The following is a 22,812-nucleotide window of genomic DNA, read 5'->3' as shown; positions in this document are numbered from 1 at the left end:
TGATTCTTGCTGACGGCGGCCGCGGTTTACAGCCTGAGGCAGGCCAAAAGGAGACCGAAACGGCCAAAATCAGTGTCCGTATTGATCAGTGCGATGCGCCAGTTAGTCCAAACAGCCGATGCCTGCGCAACGCGGTGGCTGCTTATTGCGCATCACACCAACAACAAATCGCGAGGCGTCGATGCGTGCTTCACTCCTGCTTGCCCTGCCCCTGCTCGGCCTGCTCAGTGCCTGTTCCGAACCCTATGACCCGCAACCGCTGACCAGCGCCGGCCAAGCCACCGCGTTGATCGGTGGTGCGGCCAGCGCCCGTCCGTTAAGCGGTGCCGTGCCGGCCAACCCGTTCATGGCGCGCAACGGCAGCAGCTACATGCATGCCGATGGCTACAGTTCCGACACGCACCCCGGCCCCGGTCCGTTGGGCCAAGACATGCAAACCAGCAGCCGCGACGGCAGCCGCAAGCCCGGCGGCATGTGCCCGATTCACACCTTCGACCAGCAGGGCCGCCTGGTGGTGCTGTGCGCCAACCTGATGCAGTTCGAACTGCAATTGCTCGAACCGCGCACCCTCAAGTTGCTGGCCCGCTACCCGCTGCCACCGCGTCCGTCGACGTTCCATGCACTGATCACCCTGGACCCGGACAAGATCATGGCGGACACCTCCGGCGCCTATTTCTATGTCGATGAACACAATCGCGTGGTCATCGCCGATGCCGAGCAGCACATCCAGCGCGTCGTGCATCACCAGGACGCTACCGGCGCGTGGTCATTCGAGAAGGTCGATGACTGGGACCTGAGCGCCAATGTCCCGCACGATTGCGTGCGCCCGACCTCGTGGTTCCCCAAGGGTGAATGCGACCCGATCACCGGGGTCATGCCCGATCACCTGGGCTTGATCTGGTGGATCACCCGGCGTGGACGCATCGGCACGCTGAACCCGAACACTGGCGCAATACAGGGCATTCAACTGGCCAACGAAGAAATCCAGAACGGCTTGTCGGTGGCGACCGATGGCGTTTACCTGGTGTCTGATCACGCCATGTACCGCTTCGCCGCCGATGCCGAAGGCAAGCCCGTGCAAGGCTGGCGCGAAGCCTACGACCGTGGCACCGGGCGCAAGGTCGGCGCGATCAACCAGGGCAGCGGCACCACCCCGACCCTGCTCGGCGAGCGCTACGTCACCATCACCGACAACAGCGACGGACGCATCAACCTGCTGGTCTACCGTCGCGAGCAGGACTTTGCCGGCCATCGCCTGATCTGCAAGCTGCCGGTGTTCGACAACAACGCCTCGGCCACCGACAACTCGGCCATCGGCTGGGGTCGCTCGATCATCCTTGAGAACAACGCCGGCTACACCAGTGCCTTCGCCCAGAAAGACTGGGGCGCCGTGCACGGTGGCATCAGCCGTATCGACATCCGCCCCGACGAGTCGGGCTGCGATCAGGTCTGGGCATCGAAAGAACGCTCGCCGTCGGTGGTTCCGAAACTGTCGGTAGGCAATGGCCTGCTGTACTTCTACACCTTCGAGCCACAAACCGACGGCGAGAATGCCTGGTACCTGATGGCACTGGATTTCGCCAGCGGCAAGACTCAGTTCAAGGCGCTGACCGGTGTCGGCCAGGCCTTCGACAACAACTGGTCACCGATCACCCTGGCACCGGATGGCACGGCGTATGTCGGGACTTTCGGCGGGCTGGTGGCGGTGTGGGACAAGGGCGTGAACCCAAGCGCCAGCCAACCTTGAAGGTAAGCTTTTTTGTAGGAGCGAGCCTGCTCGCGAAAGCAATCTACCCGACGCGTTGATGCCGACGGTTACACCGCCTTCGCGAGCAGGCTCGCTCCTACAGAACGTTGGGCTGACGGGCTTGTGAAGCACTGGGCTATTATCAAACGAGGTGAACGTCGTTTTGTGGCGGTTTTTCATCAAACTGACATGAGCGGCAGTGCTCGCTGTCTGCTCGTGCGCCCCTACAAGAGCCATAGCCCATGAACGACCCAATCGAACTGTACGGCGCCAACACCGGCAACAGCCTGCGGGCAGCGATTGCCCTGGAAGAGTCGGGCGTCGCCTACACCGCTCGCCGGCTCGACCTGTACGCACAGGAGCACCGTGGGCCGGCCTTCCTGGCGCTGAATCCGGCCGGGAAAGTGCCGACCCTGATCGATCACGGGATAACGCCGGTGCTGGTCATCAATCAGTCCAACGCCATCATCCAGTACGCCGATACCAAGGCACCTGGACGGCTGGCACCGTCGCAACCGGGGCCTGCGCGCACCCGGGTGATCGACCGCTACTTCTTTTTCGTCACCGATGTCATCGCCCCCAGCCATGCCGCTTTTTTCCTGCACCAGGCGGGACACGACAAGGCCGCAGCGCTCATCGACCTGCGGGTGATCGAGCAACTGACCTACTCGGAAAGCTTTCTGACGGCCGGTTTCATGGCCGGCGAGCAGTTCTCGATGGCCGACATTTCGGCGTTCACCATTGCCACCGCGTTCCGGGATCGGCTGGACTGGAAGCAGTTGCCACAGCTGTCGCGCTGGTTCGACACGATTGAAGCCAGGCCCGCCGTACAGCGCGGCCTGAAGGTGTTCAAGGTTTATTGAGCGGACCGTGAAAACAGAAATGCCCGACAAAGCGCCGGGCATTTTCAGTCAACACGAAACGCTTTTGCCTCAGTCGGTGTAGCCCAATTTCACCGAACGGTTGTGCGCCGGCTGATTGCGCGTCGCGAGGCAGTAATACAACGGACATGTCACCAACAGGCCCACTAGCCATGACAAGTCCGCGCCGTCGACCAGGTTGGCGTACGGGCCTACGTACAGCGAGGTATTGGCAAACGGTAACTGCACGATGATGCCGATGAAGTAGGCAATGATCGCGTGCAGGTTGAAGCGACCGTAAATGCCCCCGTCCGCGCGGAAGATCGAGGCGATGTCATAGCGACGGCCCTTGATCAGGTAGAAGTCGATCAGGTTGATCGAGGCCCATGGCACCAGCACCAGCAACAGCGCCAGGATCAGGCCGATGAACTGCGAAATGAAGTTCGCCGAAGCACCCAGCGCCACCACGCAGCACCCCGCCAGTACGATGCTCGACAACACCACGCGCACCTTGATGCTCGGCGTCCACTGGCTGGCGAAAGTCTGGATCGAGGTGATGATCGACAGCACCGCGCCATACAGATTCAGGGCGTTGTGGCTGATGATGTTGAGCAGGAACAACACCATCAGGATCGGCCCCAACCAACCGGTGGATTGTTTGACCGCCGCCATTGCCTCGGTGCCTTCCGGAGTCGCCAAAACCGCCACGGCACCAAAGGAAAAGGACAGGATCGTGCCCAAGGTCGCGCCCAGGTAGGTGGCGAAGAATGGCCGGGTGATCCCGATGTCCGCTGGCAGGTAGCGCGAGTAATCCGAGACATACGGCGAGAAGCTGATCTGCCAGATGATGCCCAGCGACACCGTGGCCAGCCAGCCCGACAGGTTGAACCCACCGCGGGTGAAGAAGTCCGCCGGCAGGTCATGGGCGAAGATAAAGAGGAAACCGGCGAGCAAGGCGCTGCCCATGACCCAGGTGCCGATGCGGTTCAGGGTATGGATGAAGCGATAGCCGATCACCCCGATGGCCGTGGCGCTGAGGGCACCGATCAGGATGCTCGCCGGGACCGGAACCGAAGGCGCAATGCCGACAATCGACTTGCCCGCCAGCACGATGTTGGAAATGAAGAAGCCGATGTAGATCACTGCGGCGAAGAACACGATCAGCAGAGCGCCGTAGCGGCCGAACTGACCGCGGCTCTGGACCATCTGCGGAATCCCCATGCACGGCCCTTGGGCCGATGCGAGGGCAATCACCACGCCACCGATCATGTGCCCGAGAGCTATCGCCAACAAACCCCAGAACAGATTGAGGTGGAACACCTGGACCACCATGGCGCCGGTGACAATGGGCAGTGGCGCAATGTTGGTGCTGAACCACAGGGTGAATAGATCGCGGGCCTTCCCGTGGCGCTCTGCGAGTGGAACGTAGTCGACCGTGTGGTTCTCGATCAACGGATCTTGCCGGGACATCTGGGACATGTGCATGAACTCGAGTTTGTCTGTTCTTATCTTTGTATGAAGCCAAACCGGGGGGACTCTGCGGTCGCCCCTCAGATGCCGACCATATTATGGTATTCCAAACTTTAAACAAGACTGATCCGGTCTTTGCACGGGCATCTGAACCGGCATCCTGCCTGATCCACGCCAGCACTGGCTAGCTGAAAGCCCCGTATTCACTGAGTTTCCGACGCAAGCGCTACGTTTATCGGTTCACCAAAAAAGACCTTGCAAACGATGTATTACGGTATACCATCAGACCTACAAACACATAATAACCGCGTCACACCACCCGAGGACCGTCCAATGATCGATGCCGCCATCTACAAACAAGTCATGGGTTCTTTCCCGTCCGGAGTGACCGTGATCACCACCCTGGATGACGACGGGCAGATCGTCGGCCTGACCGCCAGCGCCTTCAGTTCGCTGTCGATGGACCCGGCCCTGGTGTTGTTCTGCCCCAACTACAGCTGCGATTCCTACCCGGTGTTGATCAAGAACAAGCGTTTCGCCATTCACGTCTTGTCCGGCGGTCAGCAAAGCGAGGCCTATGCCTTTGCGCGCAAAGGCAAGGACAAGGCCCAGGGGATCGAGTGGACACTGAGCGAGTTGGGTAACCCGATTCTGGCCAACGCCACGGCGGTGATTGAATGCGAGTTGTGGCGCGAATATGAAGGTGGCGACCACGCGATCATGGTCGGCGCCGTGAAAAACCTCATCGTGCCCCAGCAGAGCAGCGGGCCGCTGGTGTATTGCCACGGCAAGATGGGCGCCCTGCCCGTTCTGGCCTGACCCCTGTAGGAGCGGGCTTGCCCGTTACGAGTCCGGCACATTCAACATCGATGTCGCCTGACACTCCGCCTTCGCGGGCAAGCCCGCTCCTACAGGGTTGCTCTGACCAGACAGAAAAACTTGCACAAACCATGTATTACGGTATACCAATAATCAACAGGCCGGCGATCGACAGGCCAACAACAAAAGATCCGAGGTAAGCGTCATGAAGTTTTCCCTGTTCGTACACATGGAACGTTGGGACGAAAGCGTCAGCCATCGCCAGTTGTTCGAAGACCTGACCGAACTGACCCTGATGGCCGAGGCCGGCGGTTTCAGCACCGTGTGGATCGGCGAACACCACGCCATGGAGTACACCATCTCGCCAAGCCCGATGCCGCTGTTGGCCTATCTGGCCGGCAAGACCACCACCATCCACCTCGGCGCCGGTACCATCATCGCGCCGTTCTGGCATCCGCTGCGGGTGGCCGGTGAATGTGCATTGCTCGACGTGATCAGCAACGGGCGCATGGAAGTCGGTTTGGCGCGCGGGGCCTACCAGATCGAGTTCGACCGCATGGCCGGCGGCATGCCAGCGTCCTCCGGCAGCCAGGCGCTGCGTGAGATGGTCCCGGTGATACGCGCCCTGTGGAAAGGCGATTACGCCCATGACGGCGATATCTGGAAATTCCCTACCTCCACCAGCGTGCCCAAGCCGATCCAGCAGCCGAACCCACCGATGTGGATCGCCGCCCGCGACCCGGACTCGCACAACTTCGCCGTGGCCAACGGCTGCAACGTGATGGTCACGCCGCTGATGAAAGGCGACGAGGAAGTCCTCGACCTGAAGAACAAATTCCAGGCCGCCCTGGACAACAACCCTGGCGTGCCGCGCCCACAACTGATGGTGTTGCGTCACACCCACGTGCACACCGCCGATGATCCGCAAGGCTGGGAAGTCGGGGCCAAGGCGATCTCGAAGTTTTATCGCACCTTCGATGCCTGGTTCGGCAACAAGACCACTCCGGTCAACGGCTTCCTCGCGCCGAGCCCGGAAGAGAAATTCGCCGGTCGTCCCGAGTTCGAACTGGAAAGCCTGCACAAGACCGCGATGATCGGCACCCCGGAAGAAATCATTCCACGCATCAAGTACTACCAGGAACTGGGTGTCGACGAATTCAGCTTCTGGTGCGATAACAGCCTGCCCCACGCGGAAAAGAAAAAATCCCTGGCGCTGTTCATCAAGCACGTAGTGCCAGCGTTCCGCTGACCCGCACACCTCAACGAATGAAACGGCTACCCCGCTGCCCCCTGTGATCGCCCACTAAGCTTTCATAGGGGCTCATCGGAGATCATTGCCATGAACAACGTAGATATTGCTGCCATCGACCTCGGAAAATTCCTTTCATCTTCATGCTCAAGATGATCGCGGCCACGAGGTTCACCGCAAAAAGTGGGCGCGGTGCTGCCGCTGCTGTTCGTGATGCTGATCTACCTGGGCTTCTTCGTCAGCAACACCTTGCTTGCGGCCTAGGCGCTGGAGTCGATCAGCCCGCTGCCGATGTCCGGCAACGTCTACCTGATCGGCGCGTTGTGCTTTGTCGTCGCGCTCTTTGGCTATCGGGATGGCGTCGACTTGGCGTGGATTGTCGGGTTGCTGGTGCCGGCGCTGAGTTACTACTGGCTGATGAAACTCGGTAAACGTGCGCCGCTGCCGGCGTCCGCATAACGAAGATCACCTGTAGGAGCTGGCTTGCCAGCGAAGGCGGCTTGCCTGTCACACCGCATCGCCCGGTCGCCAGCAAGCCGGCTCCTACAGGATCAGGAATTTCAGGCAAAAAAAATCCCAGGCAGCTGATGGACGCCTGGGATTTAAAAATGCATAAACCGTGGTGGTGAACGCGGCGCGAATATTACGGAATATTTCGGCCTGTAACAAGATATTTTTACTCACCATCCAGTTACTAATACTTCTAACCCCTTAAATATCCACATTATTTCAAGGGCGACTAAAGAAACCAGCGATACTCCCGTGCACTGATGTCATGCAGAAATGCCAGCTGATCCTGGCGCTTGTTTTCGCAATAAACGTCGACAAACTCCGCTCCCAAGCCTTCGCGCACCGCCTCATGACGTTGCATGGACCGCACCGCTTCGAGCATTTCCAACGGAAAGTCGATGCCACTGCTGCGGTCTTCGTTGAGCGGCGCAATCGGTTCACGCTCCCCTTCCAGACCCTGCTCCAACCCGATCAGGATCGCCGCCAACGCCAGATACGGATTGGCATCGGCACCGGCCAGGCGATGTTCAATGCGCAGGTTCTTGATGTCCGACTCCGGAATCCGCAAGCAAGCATCGCGATCCTCGAAGCCCCAACTGGCGCGGGACGCGACGTTCACCGTGCCGCTCAAGCGGCGCATGGCGTTGTGGTTGGGGGCAAAAATCGGCATGCAGTGCGGCAGAACATCCAGGCAACCGGCCACCGCATGGCGCAACGCCCGCTGCCCGTTCGCCGCCAACAGGTTATTGCCGGCCTGGTCATACAGGCTCACATGCACGTGCATGCCGCTGCCAGGGTGCTGCAAGTAGGGTTTGGCCATGAAGCTGGCGCGGTAGTTGTGCTTGAGCGCCACGCCTCGGGTGCTGCGACAGAAAAGGGCGGCCCAGTCGGCGGCACGCAGGCCGTCATCGCAATGGCCGAAGTTGATTTCAAACTGACCCGGACCGAGTTCGGCGGTGATCACCGTGGCATCGATGCCCTGAGCGCGCGCCGTCTCGACCATTTCATCGAGCACCGGAGCAAAGCGCGACAAGCGCTCGATGTGCATGTTCGGCTGATCATCGGCATCGCCGGTCAACTCGTCACGGGGGAACTGTGGCAAGCCGTCCTTCAAACGGCTGTCGAACAGGTAAAACTCCAGCTCGAAGGCCACCACCGGGAAAATGCCTTTACCGTGCAGCCGGTTCAACACCTGCGCCAACACTTCGCGGGGTTCGAATTCGATGGGTTTTGCCGTGCCGTCGGACGTGATCAGCATTTGGCCCAGCGGCTGCTTCTCCCAAGTCACCAGCTTCAGCGTGCCGGGTACCAAACGGCGCAGCGCATCCGGATCGCCGTCGTTGAAGCAGTAATCACCAATCTTGAACAGCCCGCCCTGGGTGCCGAGCAACACGCAGTTCTGCGGCAGCTTCAGCGCACTGCCGGCCGCGACTTTTTCCAGCATCTCGATCGGGTAGCGCTTGCCGTAGAAATGCCCCGGAATGTCCAGGGAAATCAGGTCGACGTAACGCACTTCGGGGTTGCAATGGCGGAAGTTGCGAACCTCGGCCAGCAGTTCAGAGCACACAGCATCCATCGTTTTGGTCCTTGTTGTTATCAGGTGTAAACCCAAAGCACGCGGGTCAGTTGGTCGGACAGGTTGCCGTAGCGACAGTGCGCATGGCTGGCCAGTTGAAAACTGTCACCTTGGCGCAAGGTCACCGGATCGTTGTCGTCCAGCCACAGGGTCAGTTCGCCTTCGAGGACGTAACCGCCCTGCTCCGAGCTGTCCTTCATATGCCGGTCACCACTGCTGGCGCCGGGTTCGAGCTGGCTTTCGAGCATCGAGAACGAGGCGCGCATTTTTGGCGAGACGAGGATGTCGGTGATGCCGTCGGCGTAGTACAGCGTGCGGCGCTCGTCCGGCCGGGTGACCCAAGGCAAGGCCATGGGTTTGGGCAGGCTGTAGAAGTAGGTGGTTGGCACGCCGAGGGTTTCGCTGATGGCGGTGAGGTCCGCCACCGTCGGGCGCGACAGACCGCGCTCGACCTGGGACAGGAAACCCACGGAGCGGCCGATTTTGTCTGCCAGCTCCTTGAGCGTGTACTTCTTGTGCTTGCGCAGGTCCTGAATCAGGATCGCCAGCGCCGAGATTTCTTCTTGCATGTCCATCAAGAGGCTTCCAGAAAGTGTCGCTTCAAATGCTGTCGCGCAGTCGATACCAGGCCTTGCCGATGGCTTCCAGCGGCGCTGCGAAATATTTGCCGCCGGGGAAGCTGCCGTTGTTCAGGCCCTGGTACAGCGACAGTTCGTCGGGCTGACCGAGGATCGCCTCGGATACCGCACGCGCCGCCGCCAGCGTCGGCAGCACGCCATGCCCGGAATAGCCCTGCATCCAGTACAAATCGCCGCGGCGGCCAATATCCGGCGTGCGTTTAAGCGTCAGGTCGATGTGTCCACCCCAGGCAAACTCCAGATCGACCCCGGTGAGTTGCGGGAACACACGCTCCAGGAACGGCCGGGTTGCCACGGCGATATCCTTGGGCATGCCGCCCAGGTAAGTGCAACCACCGCCGAACAACAAGCGGTTATCCGGGGTGCGCCGGAAATAATCGAGCACGAACTGGTTGTCGGTCACGCACACGTTGCTCGGCAACAGCGCGATGGCCTGGTCCCGAGTGAGCGGCGCCGTTGCGACCTGGTACGTGCCGACCGGCAACACGCAACTGGCCAGTTGCGGGTCGAGTCGATCCAGATAAGCGTTGCACGCCAGCACCAGCACTTTGCCGCGAATACGCCCGCGCCCGGTCGTCACCACAAAGCCATCGCCCTGCTCGCTATAGCTCAACGCCTTGCTTTGCTCGTAGATATGCCCGCCTGCCCGTTCAATTGCATCGGCAAGACCCAAAGCCAGTTTCAGCGGGTTCAAATGCCCGCCTTCGGGATCGAACAGGCCGGCCTGATAGCGATCGCTGGCCACCCACTCCGGTAACTGTTCCCGGGCAATGAACTGCAATTTGTCGTGGCCCCACTTGTGGCTGGCCTCGTGTTGCCATTCGGTCAGCAAGCCGACCCGACGGGGCATCACCGAAGTCCAGAGATGGCCGGCACGGTAGTCACAATCGAACTCATGACGGCCCGGCAAATCACGCAGTTCGCGCGCCGCCCAGCGCATGCCGTCCCACAATCTGCGCGCCCGCTCGTAACCCAGCGCAGCCTCCAGCGGTGGCATGTCACACGACCAACCCAGAATCGCCTGACCGCCGTTACGCCCGGATGCAGCCCAGGCCACCCGACTGGCTTCGAGCAAGGTCACGCGCTTGCCCGCCAGCGCCAAGCGCAGAGCCGTGTGCAAGCCACTGAAACCGGCTCCGATAATCAGCACTTCGGTGTCTTGTTCACCTTCCAGTGCGGCTCGATTGACCAAGCGATCGGCGCAACTATGGGCGTAATAACTGGCGACATGCTGACTGGCGTGCTGAAACATACGGCCTCGTGAAATTTTGTATTTTTAATTTCATGAAAAAATACACGGTAAATTTCACACAGGCAAATCATGCGCAAAAAAAACCGCCCAAGCGAACCTGGGCGGTTTTTTGATTCAGGCGTGTCAAGCAATCCGGAATCAACGAATCTGCGGCAGCCTATGCGGTATCGCGCCTTACAAACAGTCGCGAACGATTTTGCGCAGGTCACCCGATTTGGCCCAGGGTGGCCCCTGGTACAAGGACACCTGGCTGCCTTCCTTGTACTTGACGACGTCCAGCACTTCGTCAGCCGTGATCACGCTGGGTGCAGTGATCCGGTAGCCATTGGAAATGGAAACCTGCGTGGTTTTCGGTATCTCTTTTTGCCAGGCCGGCAACACGCACGCGGCATATTCTTTTGGCGCTTTCTCACTGTGCTTGCTGACATTCGGCTCGCCCGGTACCAGCGACGCCGGCAACGAACACCCGGCCAGCAATGCCAGCACCACTCCCCCCATCAACATCCGCATGGCGCATCCTTAGGTCCGGAAAATGAAAATGTAGCTCGCTGTCGCCCGACCATCCACCCATGGCATGCTTAGCGCCAGTCATTGATAGCAACTTGCCGGTTTAGTTCCTTGCGTTCAGGTGTTCCATCCATCTTTCGTAGGCTTGGTGCTGCCATAGCGTCACCCGCTCCCACTCCGGCCCGCTGAGTTGGTGGGCCGATATCAGGTTCATCATCTCGGAGGTGGCCGCATCCAGATCGGCGATCAACTCATGGGCCTGTGCCCGGAAATCTTCTGTCGTGATCATTTGACGTCGCCCTGCCCTATGGAAAAACCGCCACGTGAATAGGACAGCGGATTTTCACGTTCGCCACCGGTTTCCCGACCAATGGAAACCCCGTTGAATCAGACGAACACAACGCCCCGTGCGGCAATCGGGTCTAAAATTTCGGAGTGCAACATTCAGGAGGTCAATATGTGGCTCAACGAATCAGAACAGGTGCTTCGGCGTGATCTGCAAGGGCTTGCGTCAGATTTGCGCTGGTCGGCGATAGAACTGCTGCGCATCGAGCAGCAATTGCGCCAAAGCGGCAACGAAGCCGACGCGCAAGCCATTCAGAGACTGTGTGCATTGTTTCAGGGAGATGAAGAAAAACTGTCCGGCTATGCCGAGGAAGTGAAAGCCAAGGTTATCAGCCGCAACAAGGCCCTATAACGGGAGCGCTGCCATGAACAGGCCTCGATTCGCGCAGGCTTTGGTACTGACCGTGTTGGCAGGCTGCAGCACCGATTCCATCTACCAGGACCCGTCAGCTTCGATGGGCGTGGCCTGGTCGACCACAAGAGTTTCATGACCTGCGCGCAGTGGAGTCGCCTCCAGTAAAAAGAACGGGAACCGTCCCACAGCAGCGGCGGCGGTTACTGATCGCTTCACAGCAAAAGCCCCGGAAGACCGGGGCTTGAAGGCTGCTTCATTTGGTCGTATGGGCACTCGCCGGCTTGCCGGTGCGAGCCCTGTAGCCCGGCAGCGATGCCGCAAACGCCAAGGCCTCCTCTCGACTGGCAAACGATCCAAGCCGGTCACCCTGGGTGCAGACCCGCCAGGGACCGTTGTTCACGCTGAGTACGTCATAACCGTTCATGTGCATTTTGTTCAACATCGGAACACTCATAGTCACCTCCTTTCAGGCAGTGATATCCGGCTGACGTGCCTACCTTACACCCGCCCTTCTCCCAAATACCGACCAGACGTCGCCGAGGAAATTCCAGATAACGGGCGCACTTTTTGTCACATTGACCGTTCAAATGATGCCAACAGCCACCCGATCGAGGTCCTGGCCGAATGCTGCACTTCACGCCTGTGTCATAAAACGGTCTGGAGCTGGAAGCGGACGGCATAGTCCCGGATTGCACTCCCCTCAGCCTTGATCACCACCACCCACGGGCATGACCATGCCGGTGATATAGGACGCGTCGTCGCTGGCCAGAAACAGAATCGCCGCCGCTTGTTCATCCAGTGTTCCGTAGCGTTTCATCAAACTGCTGTCGAGGGTTTGGTCGACGATCTGCTGATACCAGATTTTTTCCTGTTCGCTTTGCGCCGCACTGTTGCGTGGAATGACCCGTGGCGGTGCTTCGGTGCCACCCGGCGCGGTGGCATTGACCCGCACACCCCGTCCGGCGGTTTCGAACGCCAGGCAAGCGGTCAAGGCATTCACCCCGCCCTTGGCCGCGCCATAGGGCACGCGGTTGAGGCTGCGGGTGGCGATTGACGACACATTGACAATCGCCCCGCTGCCCTGCTCCAGCATGAATGGCAACGCGGCATGGCAACACCACAAGGTCGGAAACAACGAACGACGGACCTCGGCCTCGATCTGCGCCGCTTCATAATGCTCGAACGGCTTGGCCCAGATCGTGCCACCCACGTTATTGATGAGCACATCCAGTCGCCCGAAGCGCTCGACCGCCGTTTGCATCACCCGGCTGCAGTCCTCGTACTGTTCAAGGTCGGCGGTCAGGGCCAGCACCTGGCACGTCGCAGCCAGTTGTTGCTGGACGTCGAACACCGTCTCGGAACGATCCACCAGGATCAGCTTCGCGCCCTCTTCAGCCATGCGCTCGGCTACCCGCCGACCGATGCCTTGTGCGGCGCCGGTGATCAGCGCGACTTTGTCTTGAAATCTGTTCATGTGTCCCTCATCGGTCAATATCGGCTCAGACGAAACCACAACCCTGTAGGAGCGAGCCTGCTCGCGAAAGCGGACTTACAGGCGCCAGGGGTCGGCGTCGCGCACAAAATGTGCGGTCACTTCCACAGGGGATCGGCTCACGCCGCGCTGGCGGCGAACTTTTCGTAGAAGAAGTTGGCCGGTGCGATGCCTTGTTCGCGAATGAACTGGCTGACCGCCTCGACCATCGGCGGCGGGCCGCACAGGTAGACGTCGACGTCGCCATTGTTCAAATGCCTGGGCTCGATGTGCTGGGTCACATAGCCCTTGAGCGGGTGCCGACTTTCCGGGCTGGCAACGCAGGCGCTGAAGGTGAAATTCGCAATCCGCTTCGCCAGGGCTTCGAGGCGATCCAGTTCGACCAGGTCCAAATCGTGGGTCACGCCATAGATCAAATGCAGCGGATGCTCACTGCCCTGCTCGGCGATCTTCTCCAGCATCGCGGTGAACGGCGCCAGCCCGGTGCCACCGGCCAGCAGCAACAGCGGCCGACGGATATCGCGCAGGTAGAAACTGCCCAGAGGGCCCGCCAGGCTCATGCTGTCGCCGGCCTTGGCCATGCCGGTCAGGAAGCTGCTCATCAAGCCGCCCGGCACGTTGCGAATCAGGAAACTGACCTCGCCATCACGCTGCAACGAGCTGAACGAATAAGCACGGGTCTGCTCGCTGCCCGGAATTCCCAGGTTCACGTACTGCCCCGGCAGGAACGCCAGTTTGCTCAAGGACTCGCCCTTGATCGACAGCGCGATGGTGCTGTCGGACAGTTGCCGTACGGCGCTGATGGTCGCGTCGTAACTGGCCTGCCGTGTACGGCAGACCTCTGAAGACGTCGGCACGCGCACCACGCAATCACTTTGGGCGCGCATCTGGCAGGTCAGGACAAAACCCTGCTTTGCCTCTTCGGGGCTGAGGGCGTCTTCGATGTACTCCTCGCCCAAGTCGTATCGACCCGCCTCGGCAAAACACTTGCAGGTGCCGCAGGCGCCGTCGCGGCAGTCCAGCGGGATGTTGATGCCCTGGCGGTACGCGGCATCGGCCACGGTTTCGCCGGCATTGGCGTCGATGAACCGGGTGACGCCGTCTTCGAAATTGAATGCGATTGAATGGGTCATGACGGCTGCCTTACAAGTGGTAAACATCGATCAGCTGACGAACGTAGTCGTTCTTCAGGATCACTTTCTTGACCAGGATCAGCGGGCTTTCACCGCGCACGTCGAGGGTGTAGAAACTGCTGCCGAAATAGCTGTCGACGGTCTTGTAGCGAAAACTCAGGGTGTGCCAGTTGAAGCGCACCTTGCACACACCGTCGGCCTGTTCGAGCAGCTCGATGTTGCTGATGTTGTGCGAGGTGCGGGTGTCCGGCACGCTGGCGCTGGAGCGCTCGGTCTTGATGCGGAAGATGCGGTCTTCCAGCCCCGTGCGGTTGCCGTACCAGATCAGCGAAATTTCCCGCTGCGGATCCTCGGTCAATTCGTCGTTGTCGTCCCACGACGGCATCCAGAACGTCGCGTGTGCGGCGTACAGTTCCAGCCATTCGTCCCACTGGCGATCATCGAGGTAGCGCGCTTCGCGGTAGAGAAAATCGCGCACGGCATCAAAGGTGATGGTCATTGCACGTCCTCCACGGCGATCAGCTTCGACTGCTCGGCAGCCAGGGCCTTGAGCATGGTCTGTTGCCAATACTTGTGTTGCAGCACGAACAGCCCCTCGTCCTCGGTGCGTACACCGCTGAGCAACGGATGCAGGTCGATTTCCCTGGCGGCGTCGTCGGCGCCTTCGATCCAGTGTTCGGCGCCGCGGGACATGTCGTTCCAGGTGGTGACGCTGCCCTGGTAGCTGGTCTGGCAGGAGCGGAACTCCTCCAGGTCGTCGGGCGTGGCCATGCCGCTGACGTTGAAGAAGTCCTCGTACTGGCGAATGCGGCTGGAGCGGGCGTGGTCGCTTTCGCCTTTGGGGGCGATGCAGTAGATGGTGATCTCCGTGCGATTGACCGAGATCGGCCGGGCGATGCGGATCTGCGAGCTGAACTGGTCCATCAGGTACACGTTCGGGTACAGGCACAGGTTGCGCGAGTTCTCGATCATCCAGTCGGCGCGGGCCTTGCCGAAGTCCTGGGCCAGCTCATCGCGACGCTCGTACAACGGACGGTCCTCGGGGTTGGACCAACGGGTCCAGAGCAGCATGTGGCCCTTGTCGAAGGAATAGAAACCACCGCCCTGCTTGGCCCAGGTGCCGGCGCTCATGGTTGGGTTGGTGTCACCCGCTTCACGCTGCTTGCGCTGGTTTTGGGTGGCGGCGTAGTTCCAGTGCACGGAGCTGACGTGGTAACCATCGGCGCCGTTTTCCGCGGTGAGTTTCCAGTTGCCTTCGTAGAGGTAGCTCGACGAGCCGCGCAGCACTTCCAGGCCATCGGCGGACTGGTCGACGATCATGTCGATGATCTTCGCCGACTCGCCCAGGTGTTCGACCAAGGGCAGCACGTCGGCGTTCAGGCTGCCGAACAGGAAGCCACGATAGGACTCGAAACGCGCCACGCGGGTCAGGTCGTGGGAGCCCTCGCAATTGAAGCTCGCCGGGTAGCCGGCGTTGGCCGGGTCCTTGACCTTGAGCAGCTTGCCGGAGTTGTTGAAGGTCCAGCCGTGGAACGGGCAGGTGTAGGAACTCTTGTTGCCAGACTTGTGCCGGCACAGGGTCGCGCCACGGTGACTGCACGCGTTGATGAAGGCGTTGAGCACACCGTCCTTGTTGCGCGCGATGAAGATCGACTGGCGCCCCATGGTGGTGGTGTAGAAATCGTTGATGTTGGGGATCTGGCTTTCGTGGGCCAGGTACAGCCAGTTGCCTTCGAAGATGTACTGCATCTCCAGGTCGAACAGCCGCGGGTCGGTGAACATCTCGCGTTTGCAGCGATAGACGCCCTGTTCTTTGTCGTCTTCGAGCAGGGCGTGAAGGTATTCGGGTCGCAGGGTCATGGCCGCCGCCTCCATTGTTTTTATTCAGGCAGGGCCATGCTAGGACGGGGCGATGGGGCGGACTATCCGCGGGGTGCAGACCATTATCCGTTTTGTGCAGGGCTTGGGATGGACACCAATCCCTTGTAGGAGCTGGCTTGCCAGCGAAAGCGGTGGGTCAGCAAGATAAATGGCGACTGACACGCCCTCTTCGCTGGCAAGCCAGCGCCTACAGGGGATATTGATTCAGTGACGACGCTTGAGGGTATCGGAGGGCAATTCGCCGAACTGTCTGCGGTAGCTGTCGGAGAACCGCCCCAGGTGCAGGAAGCCGTAGTCCATCGCCACTTCGGTGATGTTGCGCACGTTGCAGGTCGGGTCGCGCAGGCACGCGTTGATCGATTCAAGGCGCTTGCGGCGGATGTAGTTTTTCGGCGTGTCACCGGCGTTGCGCTCGAACAATCCGTACAGTGAACGCAAGCTCATGTGGGCCTGGCGCGCGAGGGCTTCACCGTCGAGGTCCTGCTTGAGGTGACGGGCAATGTAATCGGCAATCGCCTCGAACGTGGCCGCCTGAGATCCGCTGCTGAAGCGACTGACGTTGGTTTTCATCAGGCTCAGCATCTTGCTGGTGATGATCTGCGCGTAATGCTCCTGTACGCGGGGGATCTGCTCCGTGGCCTCGGCTTCCTGGCAAATCATCGCCAGCAGGTTGACGAACCCTTCCAGCTCGCCCAGTTGGTAGCGATTCTCGAGGAACCGCACGCCCTGCCCCGGATACTCCCAGCGCTGCTCATCGCACACCGATTCGAACAAGCGGGTGGGAATCTTCAGGATGAATTTTTCGCAATCGGCGGAGTACGTCAGGTCCACCGGATCGTCGGGATTGATCAACAACAATTCGCCGGGGGCGAAGTAATGTTCCTGCCCGTGCCCGCGCCACAGGCAATGCCCGCGCAGCAACACTTGCAGGTGATAGATGTTCTCCAGCGCGCCCGAGGTGACCCGCACACTGGCGCCGTAGCTGATGCGGCACAAGTCGAGGCTGGCGAATTTGCGATGGTCGAGACTGGCCAGCGGCCTTCCTGCACGGGGCATGAGGATGCAATGGTTGCCGACGTGCTGGTTGACGTAGCCCGACACCGCATAAGGGTCGGCCTGGTCGAACACCCGGCTGCGCTGACTCAACAGTTGCGCTTGCATCATCAGGTCACTCTCGTTGTTGTCAAAGGGGTTGCCCCACCCCTTGTAGGAGCGAGCCTGCTCGCGATGGTCTCTAACGATAGCGCGTGTTTACTGGCTAAACGTGGCGTTCTCAAGTCCATCGCGAGCAGGCTCGCTCCTACAGGGTGTGTTGTCAGTCTTCCAGTGCGCGAACCCGCTCCATGCGCTGTTGCTCTTGCGGCTGGGCCGTCGATTGCAAGGTGAAGTCAAACTCGATCTCGGCAAACCGCCCGCTCACGCCATGGGCCGCTGCACGCTGCTGATCATCGCTGAAGGTGATCTTTGCAATCAACTCGTCACGGGTAGCGTAGGCGAAATCGTCATGCAGGTACTTTTCGCCATCGAGGTTGATCTGGGTGGTCAGGTGACGATGATCCGGCGCGCAAATGAAGAAGTGCACGTGCGCCGGGCGCTGGCCGTGACGGCCCAGTTGATCGAGCAATTGCTGGGTCGGACCGTCCGGTGGGCAGCCGTAGCCCGACGGCACGATGCTACGGAAACGGTAGCGGCCTTCGGCATCGGTGACGATACGGCGGCGCAGATTAAATTCCGATTGCGCAGGATCGAAATATGAGTAAGTACCGCCCGTGTTGGCGTGCCAGACGTCCACCACGGCGCCGGCCAGCGGTTCACCAGCGGTATTGAACACACGACCTTGCATGAACAGGGTCACGCCTGGATCAACACCATCGTCGAGGCGCGCTTCGCCCTCGGACAGTGGCGCACCGGCCACGTACAGCGGACCTTCGATGGTGCGCGGCGTGCCGCCACTCTTGCCGGCCTGCTCGTCTTCGGCGTCCATCAGCAGATCGAGGTAGTGCTCAAGACCGATACCGGCCACCAGCAACCCGGCTTCCTGGCGCGCACCCAGCACGTTGAGGTAGTTGACGGCTTTCCAGAACTCTTCCGGCGTCACGGCCAGGTCTTCGATGATGTTGATCGAGTCCCGCAGGATGCGATACACCAGCGTCTTGGTGCGCGGGTTGCCCGCGTCGTTGAGCAGGCCGCTGGCCTCTTCGATAAATTTCTGGACTTCGGCAGTGTGGGAAATCTTGACGTTCATTTTTTAAGGTTCCTCATCTTGTAATTATTAGCGTAGCGAACTGAACAGGCTGGGTTCAGCGGTCATCGTCACGGATGGAAGACGGGTGCCGGCACATCGCGTCGATTTCGATGGCCATGTACGCAAACAGTGGCAATTGCATCAGCAGGTCATGCAGTTCCTGCACGCTGTCGACATCGAACACGCTGTAGTTGGCGTAGTGCCCGGCGATGCGCCACAGGTGGCGCCATTTGCCCTGCTCTTGCAGGCGCTGGGCCAGGGCCTTTTCGTCAGCCTTGAGTTTGGTGGCTGCCTCTGGATTCATGTCGACCGGCAGGTTCACGGTCATTTTTACGTGGAACAGCATAATGCTCTCCTCAGGCTTGATGAATGGCGGTAGATGTCTTGTCGCGGCGGAAGAACGCCAGGCGCTCCTCATCCAGGTTCAGGCCCAGGCCCGGCGTCTTTGGCACGTGCAGTTCGAAATCGCGGTACACCAGCGGCTCGCTGAGAACGTCCTCGGTCAGCAACAACGGGCCGAACAGCTCGGTGTCCCACGCCAGTTTGTTCAGGGTGATGAACGCCTGGGCCGAAGCCATGGTGCCGATGCCGCCTTCAAGCATGGTGCCGCCATACAGGGCGATACCGGCCGCTTCGGCGATAGAGGCCGTGCGCAGCACGGCTCTCGGGCCACCGTTCTTGGCGATCTTCAGGGCGAACACCGACGCCGCGCCTTCGCGGGCCAGGTTGAACGCATCTTCCACGCATTCGATGGATTCGTCGGCCATGATCGGCGCCGGGCTCATGGCGTTGAGGCGGGCCATGCCGGCGCGATTGTTGCGCGAGATCGGCTGTTCGATCAGGTCGATGCCATTGGTGCCAAGAATGCGGCAGGCACGAATCGCAACCGCTTCGTCCCACGCCTGATTGACGTCCACGCGCACACTGGCGCGGTCGCCCAGGGCTTTCTTGATGGCGATGACGTGGGCCAGGTCGCGGTTGACCTCGCCTGCACCGATCTTCAGCTTGAAGATGCGATGACGGCGCAGGTCGAGCATTTTTTCTGCTTCGGCGATGTCTTTATCGGTATCACCACTGGCCAGGGTCCAGGCAACGGGCAGCGCATCGCGAACACGGCCGCCGAGCAATTCGCTGACCGGCAGGCCGAGGCGTTTGCCCAAGGCGTCGAGCAGTGCGGTTTCGATGCCGGACTTGGCGAAAGTGTTACCGCGGATGCTGCGTTCCAGACGCAATATGGCGGCGTTGACGTTGCTGCTGTCCTGGCCGATCAGTAACGGTGTGAAATGCGCATCAATGTTGGTCTTGATGCTGTCCGGGCTTTCATTGCCATAGGCCAGGCCACCAATGGTGGTGGCTTCGCCGATGCCTTCGATGCCGTCGGCGCAACGCACGCGAATGATCACCAGGGTCTGGTTCTGCATGGTGTGCATGGCCAGCTTGTGCGGGCGGATGGTCGGCAGATCGACAATGATCGTCTCGATCGACTCAATGGCAGTTGCTAGCATTTCGATACCCGTCAGGTTCTTGAAGTTCTGATCCGGATTCTCATACGGCTTTTTCCGGGCGGCCAATATAGAATTGGTCTGGCTTGATACCTATTAGGTATTCTTCTGATTGACATCCGGAGGCTTCATGGAACTGCGTCACCTGCGTTACTTTCAGGTGCTGGCTCAAACCCTCAACTTCACCCGCGCGGCCGAACGCTTGCACATTGCCCAGCCGCCGCTGAGCCGGCAGATCCAGCAACTGGAAGAGGAACTGGGGGTGATGCTGCTCGAGCGTGGCCGACCGCTGAAACTGACCGACGCCGGACGGTTTTTCCATGAGCACTCCACTGCCCTGCTCGAACAACTGAGCAAAGTCTGCGACAACACGCGGCGCATCGGCCTGGGCGAGAAGACCTGGCTGGGCATCGGCTTTGCGCCTTCGACGTTGTATGGCGTGCTACCGGAGTTGATCCGCCGCTTGCGCAGCGGCGAGCCGCTGGAACTGGAGTTGGGTTTGTCGGAAATGACTACGTTGCAGCAGGTGCAGGCACTCAAGGCCGGGCGCATCGACATCGGTTTCGGGCGCATTCGTATCGACGACCCGGCCATCGTCCAGACCGTGCTCACCGAAGATCGCCTGGTCGCCGCCCTGCCCGCCGGCCACCCGTTACTCGCCGGACCCATCAGCCTGCGCGAACTGGCCAGGGAGCCTTTTGTGCTGTACCCCGGCAATCCACGCCCCAGCTACGCCGACCATGTGATCGCCCTGTTCGAGTCCTATGGCGTGAGTATCCACGTGGCGCAGTGGACCAACGAACTGCAAACGGCGATTGGACTGGTGGGGGCAGGCATCGGGGTGACACTGGTGCCGGCCTCGGTGCAGTTGCTGCACCGTGACGACATCGGCTTTACGCCATTGCTGGAGGACAACGCGACCTCGCCGATCATTCTCAGTCGACGGGTGGGTGATGTGTCACCGGGACTCAACCATTGCTTGCGGATGATTGATGAATTGCTGCCACCGGCCACATAAAACGATCGCCCAGACGACGTTCATCTGTGGCGAGTGGGCCAACCTCGGATCAACCAGGTATCAACCGGCAAACGCCCGGCGCCCGGCCTTCATCTCGGTGCGCAATTCGCCGACGAAATCGGAAATTGCCCGCACGCTGGTCAACTCGGCGGTCGACACACCGCTGATCAGCAGTTCAACCCGGCCGGTGGCCGGCTCGTAGACCTCGATGCGCAGCAGCCCGAGGCTTTCCGTGCATTCGCAAGACAGCGGTTCAAAACCGGACTCCACAATGTTGCAAATAACTGAGATAGGAACCATTGGCCGGTGCCTCGGCGATTGAATCAGCGGATTGGATCCGTCTCAGCATAGATACACATTGCTCATTTTGCGCCAGCAAATTGCCGTCAATTTTGCTATATCGCTCGCATCTCTGCATTTCAGTCGGAGTTGCCGCCCCAGATCCAGTTCCATAACCCCGGCAACGCCACCGGTTGCGTATCGTCCTGCACCGTGCGCGCCAGTGCCGCCCGCTGCAAGGCGGCATGATCGTCGTAGAACGGCTTGTCAGCGACCTTCACGCCGGTCTCCCGGGCACTGTCGAGCAGAATCTGCAGGTATTCGCGGGTATGCCGCGCGGTATAGCGATTGAGGTCGTGGAAGGTCACCACCACCGGAATCGCCCCATCGACCACCGGCAGTTCACCGCGGGCAATGCGTTCGCGAACCTCGGACATGGAGCGCAACATGTGCGAGCGACGCCGGGGGCTGGCGTTGAAGCCCCAGATCTTGCCGTCGTTGGCGCTCAGGTCGGTGAGCAAAACGTGCAAGCCATGTTGCTGATACGCGGCGAAGGTGCGCTTGTCATAGTTCCAGAATGGCGGGCGCAGCAGGATCGGCGGGGCGCCGGTGATCGCAGCGATATCGGCGCTGCCATCGGTCAGCGATTGCTCCAATACTTGCGGCTCCAGCGAGCGATGATTGGTGTGCCAGGGTGTGGCCGTGTGGAAACCGAGGATGTGACCTTCGGCCTGCTCGCGACGCATGATGTCGCGCCCCAACGCGCTGCCTCCGGCACGCGGCGCGCGGGTCTGGACGAAGAACACGGCCTTGATGCCAGGTTGCAGCGGGTTCTGCGCCAGGCTGTCCAGCACGGTCATGCTGGGGTTCCACCATCCCGAGGCACTGGGGCCGTCGTCGAAGGTCAGCAGGAAACGGATCGGCGGCTGTGCACTGAGACGCTGTGCCGTCTGCGGGGTCAATTCAATCGGCGCCGCGATGCAACCCGCGAGCCCCAATGCCAGGGCGCACACCGTTAAATACTTGAACAACTGTTTCATCTTCTGCCTTGGGCCAGACCGTCGCGGTCGCTACTTCAATTGGCAACAATCCTTCGCCCGTTCATCCGTCGCTGGCCCGCATTGAGACCACGAGCCGAGGTTGGATAGGGTACACAGAGTTTGGTTCCAGTGCTCGACATGCCCATTGTGTCGCCACCTACTAAACTCAAGGCAATGCGCAACCGGAGTGCCAGGCCATGTGCGGACGACTGTCGCAATACCGCGGGATTCACGATTTCGTGGCGGTGCTGAGCATGCCCGACGCGCTGATCAATCACGTCGGCGATGAACCGCTGGCCCGCTATAACGCCGCGCCCACCACGCAACTCGCCTTGCTGCACCTGGAAAATCAACGGCTACACGCCGACGCCGTGCGCTGGGGCTGGCGCCCGCACTGGGCCACCGATCGCGTGGCGCCGATCAATGCCCGGGTCGAGAAAGTCGCCCATGGCCCATACTTCCGGGCCATCTGGCCGCACCGCGCGATTTGTCCGATCGATAACTGGTTCGAATGGGTCGACGAAGGCGATGCCGGCAAACAACCGTGGCTGATCCGGCGGCGGGATCACGCACCGGTGTTCTGTGCGGCCATCGGCCAGTTCCCGATTGGCGGTGCACCCTCCAGGGAGCACGACGGTTTCGTCATCATCACCGCCGACAGTGCCGGTGGCCTGCTCGACGTGCACGACCGACGCCCGGTGGTGTTCTCGCCCGAACTGGCGCGGGAATGGCTCGACCCGGCCACACCCAAGGAACGGGCCGAAGAGATGGCGCTGTCCCAAGGCGAGGCCAGTGACAAATTTGAGTGGTACAGGGTCGACAAGGCGGTGGGCAATGTCAGGAATCAGAGCGCTGCGTTAATTACCGTAGTTTCGTGAACTTATCAATAACGAC

The 22,812-nt window shown here is 60.5% G+C and carries 24 protein-coding genes and 2 pseudogenes; 9 read left to right on the top strand and 17 right to left on the bottom strand.

What is annotated here, in order from left to right; translation table 11 throughout:
- The first annotated feature begins 181 nt into the window (after positions 1-181).
- Both J1D76_RS08800 and J1D76_RS08795 read left to right on the top strand, forming a co-directional pair.
- Positions 182-1,747, top strand: coding sequence for a hypothetical protein (locus tag J1D76_RS08800; protein ID WP_421137924.1), 1,566 nt, complete (start codon positions 182-184; stop codon positions 1,745-1,747).
- 242 nt (positions 1,748-1,989) lie between these two features.
- Entirely contained in the window at positions 1,990-2,610 is a 621-nt protein-coding gene (locus J1D76_RS08795) for a glutathione S-transferase family protein (RefSeq protein ID WP_421137923.1), read from the top strand.
- 69 nt (positions 2,611-2,679) lie between these two features.
- Here the strand turns inward: J1D76_RS08795 and J1D76_RS08790 are convergent, their stop codons facing one another.
- Positions 2,680-4,086, bottom strand: coding sequence for a purine-cytosine permease family protein (locus J1D76_RS08790; protein WP_421137922.1), 1,407 nt, complete (start codon positions 4,084-4,086; stop codon positions 2,680-2,682).
- A 324-nt stretch (positions 4,087-4,410) separates the two neighbouring features.
- Between J1D76_RS08790 and J1D76_RS08785 the strand changes: the two genes are divergently transcribed.
- From J1D76_RS08785 to J1D76_RS08775, 3 genes and pseudogenes are all read left to right on the top strand, one after another.
- On the top strand, positions 4,411-4,896 hold the full coding sequence (locus J1D76_RS08785) for a flavin reductase family protein (protein WP_421137921.1): 486 nt from the start codon (positions 4,411-4,413) through the stop codon (positions 4,894-4,896).
- A 205-nt stretch (positions 4,897-5,101) separates the two neighbouring features.
- Entirely contained in the window at positions 5,102-6,145 is a 1,044-nt protein-coding gene (locus tag J1D76_RS08780; RefSeq protein ID WP_421137920.1) for an LLM class flavin-dependent oxidoreductase, read from the top strand.
- 183 nt (positions 6,146-6,328) lie between these two features.
- Positions 6,329-6,499, top strand: a pseudogene (locus J1D76_RS08775) (cytosine permease); the annotation flags it as partial.
- Positions 6,500-6,884: 385 nt separating this feature from the next.
- Here the strand turns inward: J1D76_RS08775 and J1D76_RS08770 are convergent.
- The 5 genes from J1D76_RS08770 to J1D76_RS08750 all read right to left on the bottom strand — a co-directional run bounded on the left by J1D76_RS08770 (position 6,885) and on the right by J1D76_RS08750 (position 10,917).
- A complete protein-coding gene (locus J1D76_RS08770) occupies positions 6,885-8,231 on the bottom strand; it encodes a glutamine synthetase family protein (protein WP_421137919.1) in 1,347 nt (448 codons plus the stop codon).
- Positions 8,232-8,251: 20 nt separating this feature from the next.
- Positions 8,252-8,806 carry a helix-turn-helix domain-containing protein gene (locus J1D76_RS08765; protein ID WP_421137918.1) on the bottom strand — a complete coding sequence of 185 codons (555 nt, stop codon included), beginning with the start codon at positions 8,804-8,806 and terminating at the stop codon, positions 8,252-8,254.
- A 25-nt stretch (positions 8,807-8,831) separates the two neighbouring features.
- Positions 8,832-10,121: an NAD(P)/FAD-dependent oxidoreductase gene (locus tag J1D76_RS08760; protein ID WP_421137917.1), complete on the bottom strand. Its 1,290-nt coding sequence runs from the start codon at positions 10,119-10,121 to the stop codon at positions 8,832-8,834.
- A gap of 174 nt (positions 10,122-10,295) precedes the next feature.
- On the bottom strand, positions 10,296-10,631 hold the full coding sequence (locus J1D76_RS08755; protein WP_421137916.1) for a hypothetical protein: 336 nt from the start codon (positions 10,629-10,631) through the stop codon (positions 10,296-10,298).
- Between the two features lie 100 nt (positions 10,632-10,731).
- Positions 10,732-10,917 (bottom strand): hypothetical protein, encoded by a 186-nt coding sequence (locus J1D76_RS08750; RefSeq protein ID WP_421137915.1) that lies wholly within the window; start codon positions 10,915-10,917, stop codon positions 10,732-10,734.
- A 168-nt stretch (positions 10,918-11,085) separates the two neighbouring features.
- Between J1D76_RS08750 and J1D76_RS08745 the strand changes: the two genes are divergently transcribed.
- The gene (locus tag J1D76_RS08745; protein ID WP_421137914.1) at positions 11,086-11,325 is read left to right on the top strand and encodes a hypothetical protein; all 240 of its coding nucleotides are present in this window, start codon (positions 11,086-11,088) and stop codon (positions 11,323-11,325) included.
- 84 nt (positions 11,326-11,409) lie between these two features.
- Positions 11,410-11,493 (top strand): annotated as a pseudogene (locus J1D76_RS08740) (cell envelope protein SmpA); the annotation flags it as partial.
- 88 nt (positions 11,494-11,581) lie between these two features.
- On the opposite strand, the gene J1D76_RS08735 reads toward J1D76_RS08740, so the two are convergent.
- From J1D76_RS08735 to J1D76_RS08695, 9 genes are all read right to left on the bottom strand, one after another.
- Complete coding sequence (locus J1D76_RS08735) at positions 11,582-11,782, bottom strand: SPOR domain-containing protein (RefSeq protein ID WP_421137913.1); 201 nt, start codon at positions 11,780-11,782, stop codon at positions 11,582-11,584.
- A 246-nt stretch (positions 11,783-12,028) separates the two neighbouring features.
- Positions 12,029-12,802: a 1,6-dihydroxycyclohexa-2,4-diene-1-carboxylate dehydrogenase gene (locus tag J1D76_RS08730; RefSeq protein ID WP_421137912.1), complete on the bottom strand. Its 774-nt coding sequence runs from the start codon at positions 12,800-12,802 to the stop codon at positions 12,029-12,031.
- 137 nt (positions 12,803-12,939) lie between these two features.
- Entirely contained in the window at positions 12,940-13,953 is a 1,014-nt protein-coding gene (gene benC / locus J1D76_RS08725; protein WP_421137911.1) for a benzoate 1,2-dioxygenase electron transfer component BenC, read from the bottom strand.
- 10 nt (positions 13,954-13,963) lie between these two features.
- Positions 13,964-14,452 (bottom strand): benzoate 1,2-dioxygenase small subunit, encoded by a 489-nt coding sequence (benB, locus tag J1D76_RS08720; protein ID WP_421137910.1) that lies wholly within the window; start codon positions 14,450-14,452, stop codon positions 13,964-13,966.
- On the bottom strand, positions 14,449-15,813 hold the full coding sequence (gene benA, locus J1D76_RS08715) for a benzoate 1,2-dioxygenase large subunit (RefSeq protein ID WP_421137909.1): 1,365 nt from the start codon (positions 15,811-15,813) through the stop codon (positions 14,449-14,451). The genes benB and benA overlap by 4 nt, the downstream gene beginning before the upstream one ends.
- Positions 15,814-16,038: 225 nt before the next feature.
- Positions 16,039-16,998, bottom strand: coding sequence for an AraC family transcriptional regulator (locus tag J1D76_RS08710; protein ID WP_421137908.1), 960 nt, complete (start codon positions 16,996-16,998; stop codon positions 16,039-16,041).
- 151 nt (positions 16,999-17,149) lie between these two features.
- On the bottom strand, positions 17,150-18,079 hold the full coding sequence (catA, locus tag J1D76_RS08705; RefSeq protein ID WP_421137907.1) for a catechol 1,2-dioxygenase: 930 nt from the start codon (positions 18,077-18,079) through the stop codon (positions 17,150-17,152).
- Between the two features lie 55 nt (positions 18,080-18,134).
- The gene (catC, locus tag J1D76_RS08700; protein WP_421137906.1) at positions 18,135-18,425 is read right to left on the bottom strand and encodes a muconolactone Delta-isomerase; all 291 of its coding nucleotides are present in this window, start codon (positions 18,423-18,425) and stop codon (positions 18,135-18,137) included.
- Between the two features lie 10 nt (positions 18,426-18,435).
- On the bottom strand, positions 18,436-19,584 hold the full coding sequence (locus J1D76_RS08695; protein WP_421137905.1) for a muconate cycloisomerase family protein: 1,149 nt from the start codon (positions 19,582-19,584) through the stop codon (positions 18,436-18,438).
- 127 nt (positions 19,585-19,711) lie between these two features.
- Here J1D76_RS08695 and J1D76_RS08690 point away from each other — a divergent pair, with 127 nt between their 5' ends.
- Positions 19,712-20,599, top strand: coding sequence for a LysR family transcriptional regulator (locus J1D76_RS08690; protein WP_421137904.1), 888 nt, complete (start codon positions 19,712-19,714; stop codon positions 20,597-20,599).
- 60 nt (positions 20,600-20,659) lie between these two features.
- Here the strand turns inward: J1D76_RS08690 and J1D76_RS08685 are convergent, their stop codons facing one another.
- Together J1D76_RS08685 and J1D76_RS08680 are read right to left on the bottom strand one after the other, a co-directional pair.
- On the bottom strand, positions 20,660-20,899 hold the full coding sequence (locus J1D76_RS08685; RefSeq protein ID WP_421137903.1) for a DUF1652 domain-containing protein: 240 nt from the start codon (positions 20,897-20,899) through the stop codon (positions 20,660-20,662).
- A 119-nt stretch (positions 20,900-21,018) separates the two neighbouring features.
- Positions 21,019-21,918 carry a polysaccharide deacetylase family protein gene (locus J1D76_RS08680; RefSeq protein ID WP_421137902.1) on the bottom strand — a complete coding sequence of 300 codons (900 nt, stop codon included), beginning with the start codon at positions 21,916-21,918 and terminating at the stop codon, positions 21,019-21,021.
- Positions 21,919-22,115: 197 nt separating this feature from the next.
- Between J1D76_RS08680 and J1D76_RS08675 the strand changes: the two genes are divergently transcribed.
- A complete protein-coding gene (locus J1D76_RS08675; RefSeq protein ID WP_421137901.1) occupies positions 22,116-22,796 on the top strand; it encodes an SOS response-associated peptidase family protein in 681 nt (226 codons plus the stop codon).
- The last annotated feature ends 16 nt before the right edge of the window (positions 22,797-22,812 follow it).

The sequence above is a fragment of the Pseudomonas sp. NFX15 genome, from assembly GCF_049132105.1.
Taxonomy (GTDB): domain Bacteria; phylum Pseudomonadota; class Gammaproteobacteria; order Pseudomonadales; family Pseudomonadaceae; genus Aquipseudomonas.
Note: the sequence above shows the minus strand (reverse complement) of the source record. Positions and strands in the feature narration are given on the sequence as shown.